Source organism: uncultured Thiohalocapsa sp. (assembly GCF_913062725.1).
Taxonomy (GTDB): Bacteria; Pseudomonadota; Gammaproteobacteria; order Chromatiales; family Chromatiaceae; genus Thiohalocapsa.
In genome coordinates this window covers 1-15,816 of record NZ_CAJXWY010000006.1, presented here as the reverse complement: position 1 = coordinate 15,816, position 15,816 = coordinate 1, and the positions used below count along the sequence as shown (strand labels likewise).

13 protein-coding genes are annotated in these 15,816 nt (G+C 66.5%); 8 read left to right on the top strand and 5 right to left on the bottom strand.

From position 1 onward, the window contains the following. Positions 1–128: 128 nt before the first annotated feature. A complete protein-coding gene (locus QZ588_RS02540; protein ID WP_295539509.1) occupies positions 129–482 on the top strand; it encodes an HMA2 domain-containing protein in 354 nt (117 codons plus the stop codon). A gap of 532 nt (positions 483–1,014) precedes the next feature. Here the strand turns inward: QZ588_RS02540 and QZ588_RS02535 are convergent. Both QZ588_RS02535 and QZ588_RS02530 read right to left on the bottom strand, forming a co-directional pair. Then, positions 1,015–2,406 carry a DUF2325 domain-containing protein gene (locus QZ588_RS02535; protein WP_295539507.1) on the bottom strand — a complete coding sequence of 464 codons (1,392 nt, stop codon included), beginning with the start codon at positions 2,404–2,406 and terminating at the stop codon, positions 1,015–1,017. Between the two features lie 90 nt (positions 2,407–2,496). Continuing rightward, a complete protein-coding gene (locus QZ588_RS02530) occupies positions 2,497–2,844 on the bottom strand; it encodes a hypothetical protein (RefSeq protein WP_295539504.1) in 348 nt (115 codons plus the stop codon). Between the two features lie 317 nt (positions 2,845–3,161). Here QZ588_RS02530 and QZ588_RS02525 point away from each other — a divergent pair, with 317 nt between their 5' ends. The 5 genes from QZ588_RS02525 (at position 3,162) to QZ588_RS02505 (ending at position 9,610) form a co-directional block, all read left to right on the top strand. Continuing rightward, complete coding sequence (locus tag QZ588_RS02525) at positions 3,162–5,204, top strand: heavy metal translocating P-type ATPase (protein ID WP_295539501.1); 2,043 nt, start codon at positions 3,162–3,164, stop codon at positions 5,202–5,204. Then, positions 5,188–5,943 carry a FeoA domain-containing protein gene (locus tag QZ588_RS02520; RefSeq protein WP_295539498.1) on the top strand — a complete coding sequence of 252 codons (756 nt, stop codon included), beginning with the start codon at positions 5,188–5,190 and terminating at the stop codon, positions 5,941–5,943. Before QZ588_RS02525 ends, QZ588_RS02520 begins: the two co-directional genes overlap by 17 nt. 302 nt (positions 5,944–6,245) lie before the next feature. Then, positions 6,246–7,832, top strand: a complete 1,587-nt coding sequence (locus QZ588_RS02515) for an alkaline phosphatase D family protein (protein ID WP_295539496.1) — start codon at positions 6,246–6,248, stop codon at positions 7,830–7,832. A gap of 419 nt (positions 7,833–8,251) precedes the next feature. After that, complete coding sequence (locus QZ588_RS02510; protein ID WP_295539493.1) at positions 8,252–8,455, top strand: hypothetical protein; 204 nt, start codon at positions 8,252–8,254, stop codon at positions 8,453–8,455. 135 nt (positions 8,456–8,590) lie between these two features. Continuing rightward, positions 8,591–9,610, top strand: a complete 1,020-nt coding sequence (locus QZ588_RS02505; protein ID WP_295539491.1) for a hypothetical protein — start codon at positions 8,591–8,593, stop codon at positions 9,608–9,610. 53 nt (positions 9,611–9,663) lie between these two features. Here the strand turns inward: QZ588_RS02505 and QZ588_RS02500 are convergent, their stop codons facing one another. From QZ588_RS02500 to QZ588_RS02490, 3 genes are all read right to left on the bottom strand, one after another. After that, positions 9,664–10,596, bottom strand: a complete 933-nt coding sequence (locus tag QZ588_RS02500; protein ID WP_295539488.1) for an SDR family oxidoreductase — start codon at positions 10,594–10,596, stop codon at positions 9,664–9,666. A 17-nt stretch (positions 10,597–10,613) separates the two neighbouring features. Next, positions 10,614–11,201: a flavodoxin gene (locus QZ588_RS02495; protein WP_295539486.1), complete on the bottom strand. Its 588-nt coding sequence runs from the start codon at positions 11,199–11,201 to the stop codon at positions 10,614–10,616. A gap of 392 nt (positions 11,202–11,593) precedes the next feature. Then, positions 11,594–12,823, bottom strand: a complete 1,230-nt coding sequence (locus QZ588_RS02490; RefSeq protein WP_295539485.1) for an IS110 family transposase — start codon at positions 12,821–12,823, stop codon at positions 11,594–11,596. A 122-nt stretch (positions 12,824–12,945) separates the two neighbouring features. Between QZ588_RS02490 and QZ588_RS02485 the strand changes: the two genes are divergently transcribed. Both QZ588_RS02485 and QZ588_RS02480 read left to right on the top strand, forming a co-directional pair. Then, complete coding sequence (locus tag QZ588_RS02485) at positions 12,946–13,683, top strand: FkbM family methyltransferase (RefSeq protein ID WP_295539483.1); 738 nt, start codon at positions 12,946–12,948, stop codon at positions 13,681–13,683. Positions 13,684–13,771: 88 nt separating this feature from the next. After that, entirely contained in the window at positions 13,772–14,701 is a 930-nt protein-coding gene (locus QZ588_RS02480; protein ID WP_295539480.1) for an alpha-1,2-fucosyltransferase, read from the top strand. Positions 14,702–15,816 lie beyond the last annotated feature (1,115 nt).

Here is a 15,816-nt window from a genome sequence, read left to right as displayed (position 1 = left end):
CGGCCGGCGGTCGGCGCGCCGGGACAACGGAGCTGCCGCGCGCTGCTTGCTTCCGAAGTTGGTTGGTATACAATGCGAATTGTTCGTATTCGCCACGCGCTTTGAAACAACGTTCGGGGTGTCAGTTCATGAGCCAGTATATCCACCATGTTCCCGGTCGCATCCGTATCCGCTCCAGGGCCTTTCAGTGCTACGGCGCGCGCGCCGATGCGGCGCAGGCGCGGCTGCTGGCGATGGACGGCATTCGTAGCGTCGAGATCAAGCCCCGCGCGGCGAGCCTGATTGTGCAGTACGACCCGGAGTGCCTCTCGCGCGCCGCCCTATTCGCCACGCTCGAAGAGCTCGGCTGCATGGCGCCCGTGCGCCGCGACAATGCACATGTGCGCCAGATCGGCGAGACCTTCGGCAAGGCCCTGGTCGGCGCCGTGATGCAGAAAGCCGTCGAGCAGTCCGCCCGGACATTGGTGGGCGCCCTGGTTTGAACCACGCTGGGCTGACAACCGCCGCCCCCCGGGCCCGGCTCGCGGCTGCACTCCCAAGCCGGATCGCGTCGATACGCGGCAGCGGCCGCGACGACCGGCGGCCCTCAGCCGAAGCGCTCGTCGCCGGCTCAACCATCCTGCACTGTGGCCGACCCCGTCGGTTGGCCATCGGACCATCATCTGCAAGCGCGGAGAGACCATGGCACTGCACAATGACGCCAACCATCCCGGTCGAAATGGAGCAGACCGCAGCGCAGACCGGCGAAACGCCGGACATCGGGCGAGCCCCGACATCGCGCCCGATCCCCGGCGCAAGCGTCCTCCCTGGATCCTCGGCCTCGCACGGGCACTGTTGCGCACGCCTCAACAGCTGAGCCCGCGGCGGCGACGGTGGGCGCTGCTGCGCGCCATCGCCATCGAGACGCCCCCGTCGCGCAGCCGCGGGCGCGATCCCGACACGTTGTAATTCCAGCTCGGCGAGACACCGCGCTGAAACCCGCACGCACGCTTGCGGCTGTGTGTGCGGTGATCGTCAAAGCGTGAGCTGATGTGTGCCGCGCGGCGTATTCCCCTGGCGGTGCTCCGCGGCAGTGAGCTGCGACAGTGCCAGCGCGAAGGCGCCGACGCCTGAGCGCTTGAGCATCACGCAGGGCTTCGCGTGGCGCTTGCAGAAGCGCTTGGTGCGCGAAGACGCATCGTGGCTGACGCAATCCAGGGGGCAGATCACCGCATCGGCGCTGGCGAGCAGCGCTTCCAGGCGTGCGCGATTGTCCTCCAGGCCGCCGTCGTGGCGCATGAGCTCGCCGTTGCAGCGCTCCACCAACAGCCGGTAGTGCCCGTTGAGGGAACCGCGGCCGCCCACGCAAAGGATGCGGCGGCCGCGCAGATCCATGGTGTTCGGCGCCGCGCCGGGTAACGCGGTACAGTTGGCGCAGTCGCCGTCACAGTCGCAGACGCCGACGGCGCCGCCCTCCGGCAGCAGCGCCTCCAGCGCCCGCAGGGACGCATCCCGCTCGGCGAGCGTCGCCGCCGTCTTGGCCTGCCGCTGCTCGGCATGCGCCAGTTGGCGTTCCAGGCTGTCCACCTGCACCGCCTGCGCGCGCGCATGCCGTCGCAAATCGGCGATCGCCTGCGCCTGAGCATCCACGCGCTGGCGTAGGGCGCTCAGCTCGGCCCCCGACTCCAGCGCCGCGAGCCGCTCCCGGGCCGCCGCCAGCGCCGCCTCCACGGCCGACAGGGCCGCAAGCCGCTGCTCGGCCTCGGCCAAGCGCGATGTGCGCTCGGCCAACGCCCGCTCGGCACGCGCCGCCGCCGCCGCGCTCTCCCGGCGCAGCCGCGCCAGGGTCTCACGGGTTTCCGCCAGAGCCTTCAGGTCCGCATTCAGCCCGGCGCCGATCTGGTGCGAGAGCATGTGCACGTCTTCATAGGCGCGGGTGCGCAGCTCGGGCGTCGCATGGGGATGGGAGACCACGGCCCAGAAGGCCCCCTGCACCTCGCCGTTGGCCAATGCGTCGGCCCAGAGGCGCTCCAGCTCCGGCACTGCTCGAACGCGGGCGAAGCGCTTCAGCGTTGCAGCAAAGCGACGCTCCAGCGTGCGCTGCAGGACCTGAGACAAAGGATTCCGGCTCTCGGCAGCCGCGACGAAGCTCACGTGCACCTCGAAGTCGGTGAGGTCGTGCGTGGGCATGCAGCCGGACTTCTTCGCCAGCCGGCGCAGCTCGTCCACGTGCAGGCAGGTGCCGATGACCGGGCAGTGATACTTGTGCGGCAGATCCCATAGCCGCAGCCGGCCAGCGGTGGGCTTGCGCGCCGACGCCAGTGCGGCCGGCGTGCGGTGAGCCGAGGTCGGTGAGGGCTGGGCCGTCGCCGGGAGCGGGTCGCGCTCATTCAGGGTCGGCGCCCCGATGCTCGCCGTGTCGCACATGACTTGGTCTCCTGCTCGATGTCGCGGCTGCGACCGGGCGGCGCCAAGCGGGCGCCCCCGGCGGCTCTTGCGGGGCTTGGGATGATTGGCTCAGGCACCGGCGGTCGCCGGGTACTGGGCCGCGAGCAGATGCCAATGCCGATGCAAACGGCAGAAGGCCATACGCTGGTCGGGCTCATTGCGCAGCGCCGGGTGCAGCGCCAGCGCGCCGCTTGCGTGTGCGATGCGGCGCGCGAGCTGCGGCGAGCGCCGCGTCACATAGCTGCGCACCATGTCAGCGATGCGCGTCTTCAGCGCATCCACCGGCGGCGTCTCCAGCGCCACCAGCATCGCCTCGCCGGATGGGCTCATGGTGGGGGGGCCAACGGGCCTGCGGTGAGGGCCGCCGATACCGGACAGGGACGCGTCACCCGCCGCGATGGTGTTCAGGTCAGACATTTCGGATCTCCTTCTGCGCGCAGGCGCAGGCTTGGTTGACATCAGGCGATCCCGTTGGCTGACCGGCGCGGCGTGCGCCGATGGGATTGCGGCGCGGCGGCGGGTTCGGCTGAGGGCATCGGTGAGTAGGACTGTGCTGAATGTCCCGGCTCGCGGTTCGACCTCGGAAGCGCTGCGAGCCCGGAGACCCCGCAGCAGACTATTAATAAGAACGCTTCTCATGTAGATTATGTACCCGATGGTCGCTTGTCAACCAAGTCCGGCGAGAGGACTGACCCCGCGTATCCAACATGCAGCCCGGCCCGTAACCCCGGCTGTTGCGCGAGCAGCCCCCGGACCCTTTCCGTGCCGTCACCACGTCCCTCCTCGCCCTGGCGACGCCGCTGCTGCCGCTGCCGCTGCGGCTGTTGGTGAGCTGGACGCTGGCACTGCCCATCATCGCCAAGGGCGCCGCCACACTGGTTGAGGAAGGCGTGCGGGTGGACGTGCTGGACGGCTCGGCCAAGCTGTTGTCGCTGTTGCGCGGCGACTTCTTCACCGCCAACGCCATCGGCGCCCTGCTGGATTGGGGCGAATACGTGGAGGCCACCTCGGAGCAGCGCTCCAACGCGCTGCTGCAGCGCCTGCTCACCCCTCAGGCCGATCAGGTCTGGGTCCATCGCGACGGCGTCGAGACCAAGATCCCTGTGCAAGCGGTGCAGTTGGGCGACACCGTGGTATGCGGGCCGGGAGAGCTGATCCCGGTGGACGGCTGTGTCAGCGCCGGCGAGGCGGCGGTGGACCAGGCCAGCCTCACCGGCGAATCGCTGCCGGTGCCGGTGAGCGTCGGCAGCCCGGTGCTCTCGGGCTCTGTCATCCACGAGGGGCACATCCGCATCCAGGCGCAGCAAGTGGGCGCGGAAACCTCCATGGCACGCATCAACCGGTTTTTGGAAACGGCCCTGCGCAGCCGCTCCGCCGGCGAGACCCGCAGCGCCAGGCTCGCCGACAAGCTGGTGCCCCTGACCTTCGCCACCGGCCTCGGCGTGTTTGCATGGACCCGTGATCTGGCCCGGGCCGCCTCCGTGCTAACGGTGGATTATTCCTGCGCCATCAAGCTCTCCAGCCCCGTCGCGGTGCGCAGCAGCCTCTACGCCGCCAGCCGCGCAGGCGTCCTCTTCAAGGGCGCGCAGGCCCTTGAGAACCTGGACCGGGTGGACACCCTGGTGCTGGACAAGACCGGCACCCTGACCACGGGTGAGATGCAGGTGTCGGACCTGATCCCCGTCGGCGACCTCTGCGAAGACGCCCTGCTGGCGCTCGCCGCCGGCGCCGAAGAGCATTACGACCACCCGGTGGCGCGCGCCGTGGTGGCCGAGGCCAGCGCGCGGGCGCTGGCACTGCCCCCGATCAGCCAGGTGGACTTCATCGTCGCCCACGGCGTCTCGGCCTATGTGGACGACGCCCGCGTGCTGGTGGGCAGCCGACACTTCCTGGAGGACGACGAGGGCATCGACTGCACCGCCGCGGACGTCATCGCCAGTGCCCTCTACGGCGCCGGCAAGTCAGTGCTCTTCGTCGCCCGCGCCGGCGATCTGGTGGGACTCATCGCCCTCAGGGACCGCATCCGCCCGGAGGCGCCCGCAGCACTCGCCGCCGTCAAGGCGCTCGGCATCGCCCGCACCGTGGTGCTGACCGGCGATCACCGCGACGCCGGCCGTGCCCTCGCCCGCGCACTGCCCATGATCGACGCGGTGCATTGGGAGCTGAAGCCGGAGGACAAGGCCAGCGCCATCGATGCGCTCAAGGCCGCCGGCGGCCGCGTGGCCTTCCTCGGCGACGGCGTCAACGATGCCCCGGCGCTGGTGAGCGCCGATGTCGGCATCAGTATGCCCAATGGTGCGGATCTCGCCCGCGAGGCCGCGCAGGTGGTGCTGCTGCGCCCGGAACTGGATGCACTGGTGACCGCCTTCGCCACCGCCAGGCGCACCCAGGTGGTGCTCAAGCGCAGCGCCGTCGCCGCCTTCGGCATCAACACCGCGACCATGGGCCTCGCGGTGAGCGGGCTCCTGCCGCCGGTGGCGGCGGCCACCATCCACAACGGCAGCACCGTGGGTATCCTCGGTTACGCCGCGCTGGGCGGGGGCCGGCGGCCGCGGCCCGCACGCGGACCTGCGGCAGCGCCCGACGCAACGCAGCCGCCCGGATCATCCGGCCCCAGCGACATCGCCGGCGGCGGGCGTTCCAGCGGCGGCGCCGAAACGAGCACCGGCGCGTGCCAGACCAGCACCAGCGCCCGCAGCGCTGGCCAACAACCCAATGCCCGCGACCGCCAATCCGAGGCGGCCGCCGCGGAGGTGCGCGATGCGGATTTCGCTTGATCAGGCACCGGTGGGCGGATCACTGCGGCTCGCGGCGGTGTTGCACCAACCCCTCCAGCAGCGCCTGAGCCGCATGGGGCTCTACCGCGGCTGCCTCCTCCGCCGCGAAGACGAGGAGGTCGCGCTGCAGCCGGTTCGAGTCCGGGGGCCCGCCGGCGAGGCGACGCTCTCCGCCGGCATGGCCGCCAAGGTGGTGGTGCACCACGATGACGGCCACAAGACCCCGGTCATCGAGATGCTGCCGGGGGAAGCGGGCCACATCGAAGGGCTCACCAGCGGCACCGGGCTGGAGCAGGCGCTGGCGACCCTGGGACTGCACGCAGACGACCGCATCCAGCTCCTACGCAAGATCCCGCCCATGCGCTACACCGCGCGCCTGGATGCGCATCGACGCCTGTACTTCACCGAAAGCGTCGCCGCCAAGCTGTGGGGCGAGCTGGACGGCCGCCACATCCAGTTCGCCAACGCGCGCCGCAACCATCCCTTCGTCATCGCCGCCATCCTCGGCGGTGACGCCGCCCGCGCGCAGGTGGCGGCCCTGGGCATCGAAACCGGCAGCACGCTCGTGCTGGAGCACATTGCGCCGGCCAACGCCGTCCAGAGCAACTGCGACGACGCCGGACCGCGCATCGTCATCACCACAGAAGACGGGCTGCGGCTCTACCTTGCCCAGGAGCAGGCCGCCCGCGTCATCGTCGACGACCAAGCGCAGGCCGACGCGGCTCAGCAAACCACTTAGACCTTGGGAGAGGATACTGAACTTCACGCCGCATCAATGACCGGGGACAATTACGGGGACGGTAATCTTAATCCGCCCGTGCGGTGACGCCTCGACTCTCCTGCCTGCGCAGGGCGTGACCAACCCCGGGCACGAGCCCGGCGGTCGCCTCCGGTAGCGTCGGCGGCCCTGAGCCGGCCTAAGCTCGCCCGTCACAGCTGCGGCGCTCGCGGCAGAGCCCATCAGAGTGTCGCCGACATGAAGCGGACATACCGGTTCTGTACCTTGGGGCGACCTGACCGCCACGCCTCGGAGACCGAAAGATGCGCCATAGCCAAGCCTGGAGCCGACGCGACCTGCTGCGCACCCTCGCAAGCCTGCCCTTTGCCGGCGCCCCCGTTGCGGGCGCCGTCCCGGCCCTCGCCGCTGCACCCGTAACCGCGGCGCCGAGCTTCCCGCGAGACCCCTTCAGCCTCGGCGTGGCCTCGGGCTATCCGCAGCCGAACGGCATGGTGCTCTGGACCCGGCTCGCGCCGGAGCCCCTGGCCCCCGCCGGCGGCATGCCGCCCGCGAGCGTGCCGGTGCGCTGGGAGCTAGCGCAAGATCCAGGCTTTCGGCGCATCGCCGCCGCCGGCACCGCCTATGCGACGCCGCAGTGGGCGCATTCGGTACACGTCGAGCCCTATGGGCTTGAGCCTGATCAGGAGTACTGGTACCGCTTCCACGCCGGCGGCGCCACCAGCCCGGTGGGGCGCACGCGCACCACGCCGACCAAGGATGCGCCGGCGGATCGGCTGCGTATCGGTGTGGGCTCCTGCCAGCACTACGCCCAGGGCTTCTACAGCGCCTACCGACACGTGGCGGCGGACGCGCTGGATCTCTTCCTGCACCTGGGCGATTACATCTACGAGTCAGCCTGGGGCAGGAATCCGGTGCGCTCACAGGGCGCGACGGAGCCGGTGACGCTCGGCGACTATCGCCGCCACTATGCGCTGTATAAGTCGGACCCGGATTTGCAGGCGGCGCACGCCAGCTGCCCCTGGCTTGTGGTCTGGGACGACCACGAAGTGGACAACGACTATGCGGACGGCATCTCCCAGGACGAGGACACGCCGGCCTGGTTCCTCGCCCGCCGCGCCGCCGCCTACCGGGCCTACTACGAGCATATGCCGCTGCCGCGGGGCATGGTCCCCTTCGGCCCCCACATGCGCATCCACACGCGTCTGGATTATGGCCGGCTCGCCCGCGTCCACATGCTGGACGACCGCCAGTACCGCAGCCCCCAGCCCTGTCCAAAGCCGGGCCGCGCCGGCTCCAACCTCATCACCGGCGACTGTGCCGAGCGGCTCAACCCCGAAGCCACGCTCCTCGGCGCCCGTCAGGAGCGTTGGCTCGCGGCCGGCTTGGACGGCTCGGACGCCCGCTGGAACCTGCTCGGCCAGCAGACCCTGATGGCCCATGCCGACGGCCGCGAGGGCGACGGCGCGCGATACTTCTCCGATGGCTGGGACGGCTATCCGGCCGCCCGGCAGCGCCTGCTGGACCTATTCGCCCAAGGTATCTGCGCCAACCCCGTGGTGCTCGGCGGCGACGTGCACTCCTTCTGGGTCACGGACCTCAAGCAGGACTTCGCAGACGAGCGCGCGCCGGCCGTCGCCAGCGAATTCGTCGCCACCTCCATCACCTCCCAGCCGCCGGCGGAAGACCGCATCCAGGCCACGCTGCGCGAGAACCCGCACATCCACTACGCCACCGGCGAGCACCGCGGCTACCTGCGGCTCACGGTGACACCGGAGCGCCTGACCGCGGACCTGCGCGGCGTCGCCGGCGTGCGCGAGCGCGACGCGGCCTGCGCAACCGTCGCGAGCTTCATCGTCGAGGACGGCGTGCCCGGGCCGATGAGCACCTGACGGCATTCGAAGCCCCCGCATCCGCCGTTCGAGACGCCGTTGGCGGGGGCACCAATCCCCCGCCAGCCTGCGACAGGGCCACACGCGTGACCAGCAACGGCAGTTGACCGCTTCGTCGCAGCTACAAGTGCTTGCGCAATCCGAGAATTCGTACCGATTTCAAGGTCACCTCCCGGGTGCGGGCCGCTACGACCCCCATGGCACGCCCTGGGCGGCGCCCAGCTACGTTACAACTCGTTGGAATAGGTCGGCGATTCCGCCTCGTTGTGCCTTGCTGGACACCCGGGGGACGCACCCTAGGGGCTGTTCAACGACCGTTTCCAGGTTCAAGCCTCGGGGCCAAACCGGGGCTTGACAGGCCAAGGTGATCGCCGTAACCTAAACGCGAAGCATTCGCATTATTTCAGCAGCCGCAGGCCTTGAAGCAGCGCATCCGAGCACTGGTTCGCCGTTACCTGCACCACCGCTCGCCAAGGCTCGCGCAGCAGGTGGCGCGCTGGAGCGAGGGCCTGACCTTGCGCCCAGCCCCGCGCGACGCCGCCGAGGAGCTCAATGCCCTCTGTCGCCTGACATGGCACTGGCGGCTCCTGGCAGCACAGTGCCCCGCCGCTGCTGCGGCCTAATCTGCGCTGCGCACTGGCGCTCGCGCGTCCTCCGGGGCGTTCTCATCCCTCCGTCCTGAGACACCGTCACTCAGGCGGCAAGGCCCTATAGCGCACAATATGTGTGTTACTGACACCAACTCCGGGAGCCGCTCGATGTACGCCGACATCCATTCTGCCGCGTTCACGCCGACCCCGCCGTCAGTCGCAGCGCCGCGTGATGCGCCCGCGACCACCACTTGGCCCGAGCTGCTGTCGGATCTGGGCTGCCTGGGCCGGGTCTGGATCGAAACTGAGTCGCCGGCGCTTACCCTGTCCCATCGCGAGACGCTGTCGGGTCTGCGCGTGGAGGACGCGATCGCCCATGTGCAGGGGGACGGCTTTGCGCTGCGCCTGCTGCTGGAGCGTTGTGATGCGCTGCGCGCGGCTGGGCCGCTTTCCGCCGGCCCAGCACCGCCGAGCGAATCGCTCTTGATCGAGGATGCACAATGGCGCCCACTGGTTGCGCTGCGTCTGGCGCCCCACCAGGACACGACAGGCTTTGTGCTGCGCGCGCTGCTGGGCGCCCATGGCGTCAGCGGCCGGCGCCTGCGCCCTGCCCTTCAGCGACCCTCGGCTCAGCGGCGGACGCTACTACGCGCGCCCCGGTCGGCTCAGCGGCGGACGCTACTACACGCGCCCCGAACTGTCGCCGGACATGCCGCTGTCATGCCACCCGGCGCCCACCTCGGCGACGGCGTCGGGCTCATGGATCAGGCCGAGCTGAGCGGTCTGCCGGCACTGCACCCGCGGCGTCTGCGCGAGCGCGGCAGCGCCGTCGGCGTGGATCCGGACTCGGTGCCTTGCGTGCTGGAGGCACTGGCGGATCATGCCGTGCCGATTCGGATCATCACCGGTAACGACGCTTGCGTGCGCCGGGTCGACTCGGCGCCCTTCGCGGTGCGCCGAGGTACGGGTTGGCTCGACCTCCGCGGTGACAACCTGATCGTGCGCCTGGACATGACGCTGCTGGATGGCGCCTGGGTGATCCAGCGCGGCCATGAGCCGGCGGCGCTGCGGGAGCTGCGCTTGTACGACGACGACGGCCGCGCCATCGCCGCGCTCGGCTCGCTGCCGACGCCAGCCGGCGGTGAGCACCCGGTCTGGGCCGCGCTGATCAACGCGCTCTTGCAGTGAGCCAGGTCGAGCGTTTCGGCATCGCCGCCTTCGCCCCCGCCTTCTTGCGGGTCTCAGCCGCCGGCGCGCAGTCCTGTATCGCGGGGGGCTGTTGCCGCTGCGCCGGCGATGGCGTGCAGCCCCTCCCGATAGCTCGGGTAGCGCAGCATGATTCCGAGCTCCTGCTTGATGCGATCATTGCGGATGCGGCGGCTCTCCGCGTAGAAGTGTCTTGCGAAGTCGCTGAGTGCGGCGGTGTCGAAGGGCTCCGCCGGCGGCGGCTGCATGCCGAGGAGATTGGCGGCATAGACCAACACCTCATCCGCCGGGGCGGGCTCGTCGTCGCAGACGTTGTACAGATGCGGGCCGTTGCGGTCGCCACTGCAATCCCGCTCCATGGCCGCCGCCAGCACCGCGACCAGATCGTCCACGTGAATGCGGTTGAAGACGTGCCCCGGCTTGACGATGCGCCGCGCCCGCCCGGCCAAGAGCGCATCGATGGGGCTGCGGCCCTGCGGCCCGTAAATCCCGGGCAGTCGCAGCACGCTCACGGGCCGCGCGAGCTGCACACCGAGCGCGAGCCAGTCGCGCTCGGCGGCGAGGCGCCGGCGGTTGTCGTCGGTGGCCGGGCGCGGCGGCTGGGCCTCGTCGATCCAGGCACCGCCGCAGTCGCCGTAGACGCCGGTGGTGGACAACAGCCCGAGCCAGGTGAGTGTTGCGCTCAAGGCCGCGATGTCCTTGCTGTGCAGCCGCAGCACGGGGTCCGACGCGGCATCGGGCGGCACGGCGCACAGCAGGTGCGTGGTACCGGCCAGCGCCTCGGCCGCGTCGCTCAGGGGGCTGCGGCCGTCGAACAGATAGGTGTCAATGCCTTCGCAGCGCAGCGCGATCGCCTTGGAGGCATCGCGGCAGGTCCCGGCCACGCGCCAGCCCTTGGCTTGGGCCGCGCGGGCAAGGCGCAGCCCGGTATAGCCCAGGCCGAAGCAGAAGAGTCGCGGTTGGGTCATGGTGTCGGCTCGGGGCCTCAGGCGGCACGGGTTCTGCCGGCGGCGACGGCCCGGCCCGGCGCCTGCTGCCGCAGTGGCACGGCCGGGCCGTTCGGCAGCAGATCGCCGCGGATCTCTTCGATCCAGGCCGACAGGCGCTGCCCCGTCAGCTCGGGCTGGTTGTCCTCATCCAGGACCAGCCCGCAGAAGGAGCCGTCGCCGAGATCCGCCTGCGATGCCTCGTACGCGTAGCCCGCCGTCGGCCAGAAGCCGACCAGATGGGCGCTGCGCCGAAGCAGCTCCTGGTACAGCAGCCCGAGGGCGTCACAAAACTCGCCGGGATAACCGTACTGGTCGCCAAGCCCGAACAAGGCGACGGTCTTGCCGCGAAAATCGATGTCGTCGAGCTCCGGCAGGAAGGCTTCCAGCGCGGCGGGATACTCGCCGCAGCCCATGGTGGAGGTGCCAAAGATCAGGCGGTCGTAAGCGGCGATCTGGGCTGCGTCCGTGACCTCCAGGTCACGCACCTCGGCCGCGCCCGCGGGTAGGTGGCGCTGTTGGATCAGCCGGGCGATCTCGGCGGTGTTGCCGGTCTCGGAGGCGAAAAAGATACCGATGCTGGGCATGAGGCAGGCTCCGTGCTGGGGGCGGGAGACACGCGCGAAGGTGCCGGCCCCGGTGGATCAGGTCGCACTTATTGTAATGCGAATCATTCTTATTTATCAACCCGCCCTTCGAACCCTTCCAACCTGCGGGGAGACTCAGCAAAAACCGGGCTGATATACGTGGATTGGGTACCACCGGACTTCACTACGTCGCGGAGCTGGCCTTTCTCTAGAAGCAGGGATCGGCGCATGGAATGCCCATGGAGGGATTCTCCCGTGCACCACCGGTATAGCCCGAACAAGGGTTCTCCACACCGGCCGCGGATGCCCTGAGTCAATGTGTCTGTGGTCTGTCTCATCGCCCGATCAAGCGGGTTTCACCACCGCTGCGAGGAACTGTCCAAGGCCGCCCATCAGGCGCGCGTCATTGGCGTTTGCGCCGGCGTGAGCCGCGGCATCTCCTGGCGCACGATGTCCCAGAGGAAACCGGCCAGCTCGCGGGCGATGGCCACGCACACCAGTTTGGTGTTCTTGCCGGCCCGTGTCATGGTGCGATAGCGCCCACACAGGCGCACCTGGGCTTTCCAGGCGATGCGTTTGGCCTCCGGTGAGGCATGGACCGCCTTGGCCTTGAGATGTTTGGTCTGGCGTGCCGGGAAGCGGTAGCTCCAGGCCGACTCCACCAGCATGCGCCGGGCATGGCTGTTGCCGGTGAGCGTGATCGCCCCCTGGCGTCGGCGCCCGCCCGAGGAGTGCTCGCTGGGCACCAGCCCGAGAAAGGCCATCAGCTGCTTGGGCGAGTCGAAACGACTGATGTCGCCGAGTTCGGCCAACAGCACGATGGCGGCGAGTTTGTCGATGCCGCGCAGTGCCACCAGCGAGTCAACCACCGGCGCCAGCGACCACTCGGGCAGCGCGCGCATGAGCTGATCGGTAATCTGCGCGACCCGCTCGCCGGCGGCCCGCTCGGCATCGATGTACGTCTGCAGCACCACCTGCTGCCAAGGGTCATCGAGCTTCAGTCCGGCCAGCCAATGCTCATGCGCCGGCGTCCAGCGGCTCTTGCCCTTGGGCCAGTGCTGGCCGTGGCGCAGCAGGAAGGCGTTGAGCTGCTGGCGTGCCTTGCGCTCTTGCGCCTTCAGATCATCGCGCGCGCGGCTGAGATCGCGCATGCGCTCCTGCTCCTGGTCCGGGATCCACACCGCGGTGAGATCGCCACTGCGCAGCAGACGCGCGAGCTTCAGCGCATCACGTCGGTCGGTCTTGATGCGCTCGCCCGCCTTCTTCGGGATCAGCGAGGGCGCGACCACCTGGCAGTCGTGACCGCTGCCGATGAGCTGGCGGTAGAGTCCGTAGCCGCACGGCCCAGCCTCGTAGCAGAACAGCAGCACCCCGCCACCGTAGGCCTCGCTCAGCTGCGCGAGCAGTTTCTCGATCTTCTTCGGTGTATTGGCTATCTCCCCGCGGTAGATCGGCTCCCCGCGCCCGGGCTCCGCCACCGCCACCGCAATCGTCTCTTTGTGCACGTCCAGGCCAATGTAGGCCGCGTACGGCTTCGACGCACCTGTCCCGCTCGCCGCCGATAACGCCACCGGCGACGATGCCGTCTCAATCCGATGCGTTGCTGCGTTAAACTCTTGCATGACCTGCCCCCCTCAATGTGGCTCTGTGTCGGTGGATGTCCGTCCTCAACATAACCCACGTGCGTTGAGGACGGGCAGGTCAAAACATCATGTCTACAAATTTAAGATCAGGTAGATAGTAAATGAACTCCAGTTTTTTATACCGTCTCTGTCGACGTTATGTCAATTATGTTAATGGCGAAAATAATAGTGACATCCTAACCAACGGAGAATTTCGGTGGTTAAGTGAAGTCCTTCCACGCTGTGCTACGGTTTTAGATGTAGGCGCAAATATCGGTGACTGGGCATCATTAGCGTTGCGGATCAATCCTGCCGTTAATGTTCATTGCTTCGAACCAAGCCTAAAGTCCTTTGAGCGATTGCAGGAGAATCTTTCCAACCATTCTGCACAGGTTAAGCTGAATCCGTTTGGGTTGAGCGCGGCCCAAGAGACCAAAACGCTCTACCTCTTCGACGACTGCGCAGGGAACAATTCATTATATTCGCGCGAGGGACTCGCCAATCAACAGTCCATATCGGAATCTGTGCATCTCGAAACCTTGGATCTCTATTGCCAAGATCAAGGATTGGAGCGCGTCGATTTACTGAAAATCGATGTTGAAGGCCATGAACTGAGCGTTCTGCAGGGTGCACTGCAGATGCTTGATCAGGGAAGGATTGAGAAAATTCAGTTTGAATATGGAGGAACTTTTATTGATGCTCGGATTCTGTTGAAAGACATTTTCGATCTACTTATCCCGTTGGGCTATCGTCTTTACAAGATTCATCCCAATCGATTGGCTGCCGCAGAGGGTTATGAGCAGCGCTATGAAAATTTTCAGTATCAAAATTTCGTTGCTCTGAAACACCGCTCAGCATGACTGTTTTTTCGGTCGGATTAGCCGGCAGTCATGGACAAACTTTTCGCCCGTCGACATGCTGGGCCTTGGCCGCTAAAGGACGCTGGAAATGATGCGCCTGAATCCGCCACTTCAGCAACAACCAAAGGTCATCGTCCGTATCTTCGGCGGCCTTGGCAACCAACTCTTCGGCTACGCCGCAGCCCGCCGACTCGCACTGGCCAACAACGCGGAGTTGGTCATCGACCATATCAGCGGCTTCCGCTACGACACCCAATACCAGCGCCACTACCAGCTTGACCACTTCGCCATCCCCTGTCGCAAGGCAACACCTGAGGACCGCCTCGAACCTTTCTCGCGTCCACGCCGCTACCTTCTGCGTCGATGGAATCAGCGACGGCCGTTCGAGCAACGGCGCTATCTCACCTATGAGTTCATCGACTTCGACGAACGCCTGCTGCAATACCGCCTTGAATCAGGCCGCCTCTATCTAGAGGGCTACTGGCAGAGCGAGGGTTATTTCAAGGATGTGGAGCGGCAGATCCGGCAGGATCTGCGCATTCATCCACCGACCGACGCGCCGAACCTCGCTACCGCCGAGCGCATCCGCAGCAGTACCGCAGTGGCAGTGCATGTGCGGTTTTTCGATGAGCCCAGCGGTGCCTCTCACGCTCTCGGCAACAATGCCCCTGGCGACTTCTACCAGCGGGCGATCCAGACCATGGAGGCTTACGTCAGCAACGCGCACTACTTCCTGTTTTCTGACTGCCCTGAAGCCGCCCGCAACCGCATTCAGCTGCCCGATGACCGAATCACCCCCGTCCGCCACAACCAAGGCGACGAAAATGCCTACGCCGATCTCTGGCTCATTACTCAATGCCAACACTTCATCATCGCCAACAGCACCTTCAGTTGGTGGGGGGCTTGGCTGGCAGAGCATCCTGATAAGGTTGTGATCGCACCAGGTTTCGAGAAGCGAGTAGGCAAGACGTCCTGGGGTTTCAAGGGACTCATGCCGGAGGAATGGATCAAGTGCTGACCGTAGCTCTCAGGTTGCGCAAACACTGAACATGTGCAGTGTTGCTGGAATCTGTCGGCGGATCAAGAACGATGATCCTCCGTAACCGTTCACGAGGCTGGTGCGGCATGAGGTCGCATAAATGATTGATATGCTAGACATATCCGGCTGTACTTCCAGCCGTAGCCTATCGGCACATGCGGGATTGGTAACGAACCCGTGTGAAGCTGCCGGGACAACGCAACCTGTGAATAAATCCACAAGGCCGAACCGTGAGGTAACGCCAAGTCTGCCAGTATCAAGGCGGTAGGGAGCAAGGCTTGGAGGGAAAGATGAATACATGTGAATCAGCGATAAAGACCGTGAAGAATGAATGGCCAAAGATACTGATAGGCCATAGCCAAAAGGCAACGAATCCAAGAGCAGAGGCTCGATCCTCCTCTATCGAAGTCACCAAAGGATTCCGGTCAATAGCTGGCATCTTCCCCCCTCCGTGTCATCTATGCGGAACATGGTAAGCCCGTATTCCTGCCCGACAAGTGCAGGTGAATCGCAAGTGAAGCTGTTGGGAATGCGGGTATGGGAGGACGGAGAAAGCAAATGCCCGACTGTAATGGTCGGGATAGGGGTCATATCCTCGACCCGAAAGGGTGCCCACTTCCGTCTGGTCTTAGGTCACGAGATAACCAGTAGAACCACCCAATGGGAGCAAAGCAAATGACGGTGACGCAAGTCGCTGGTGCAGCACCTAACCCTGAAGTGGGCTGGCATGACATTGATTGGGCCAAAGCCCACAAAGAGGTCGGCGGCTACAGGCGCGTATCGTGAAGGCAGTGAACAACCGAAGCACTGCCGGCTCTATGATGAATAGGGCTTACATAAGGCTTGAGCCGTGTGCGGTGAAAGTCGCACGCACGGTTCTTAGGGGGGGATAGGTCAGTAATGACCTATCCCTACCCGACAACCTGCCATCTCGGCACGGCCAGCAGGGCAATCGCATCAAGCTTCACGAATATTCGGGGTCTCTGATGCGGCTTTTTCCTCAGGTTGCTTAGGCGCTTGAAAGAGCAGGTCCTCAAGATAGGATTCACTCCAACCGGCCTTGAGTCGTTTGCTCTTGATGCCGAGCTTAGCGG

What these genes read in the sequence shown, in the direction of transcription:
- QZ588_RS02540 (WP_295539509.1), top strand. Translation starts at nt 129, where the DNA reads ATGAGCCAGTATATCCACCATGTTCCCGGTCGCATCCGTATCCGCTCC.
- QZ588_RS02535 (WP_295539507.1), bottom strand. Translation starts at nt 2,406, where the DNA reads ATGTGCGACACGGCGAGCATCGGGGCGCCGACCCTGAATGAGCGCGAC.
- QZ588_RS02530 (WP_295539504.1), bottom strand. Translation starts at nt 2,844, where the DNA reads ATGTCTGACCTGAACACCATCGCGGCGGGTGACGCGTCCCTGTCCGGT.
- QZ588_RS02520 (WP_295539498.1), top strand. Translation starts at nt 5,188, where the DNA reads ATGCGGATTTCGCTTGATCAGGCACCGGTGGGCGGATCACTGCGGCTC.
- QZ588_RS02515 (WP_295539496.1), top strand. Translation starts at nt 6,246, where the DNA reads ATGCGCCATAGCCAAGCCTGGAGCCGACGCGACCTGCTGCGCACCCTC.
- QZ588_RS02505 (WP_295539491.1), top strand. Translation starts at nt 8,591, where the DNA reads ATGTACGCCGACATCCATTCTGCCGCGTTCACGCCGACCCCGCCGTCA.
- QZ588_RS02500 (WP_295539488.1), bottom strand. Translation starts at nt 10,596, where the DNA reads ATGACCCAACCGCGACTCTTCTGCTTCGGCCTGGGCTATACCGGGCTG.
- QZ588_RS02495 (WP_295539486.1), bottom strand. Translation starts at nt 11,201, where the DNA reads ATGCCCAGCATCGGTATCTTTTTCGCCTCCGAGACCGGCAACACCGCC.
- QZ588_RS02490 (WP_295539485.1), bottom strand. Translation starts at nt 12,823, where the DNA reads ATGCAAGAGTTTAACGCAGCAACGCATCGGATTGAGACGGCATCGTCG.
- QZ588_RS02485 (WP_295539483.1), top strand. Translation starts at nt 12,946, where the DNA reads ATGAACTCCAGTTTTTTATACCGTCTCTGTCGACGTTATGTCAATTAT.
- QZ588_RS02480 (WP_295539480.1), top strand. Translation starts at nt 13,772, where the DNA reads ATGATGCGCCTGAATCCGCCACTTCAGCAACAACCAAAGGTCATCGTC.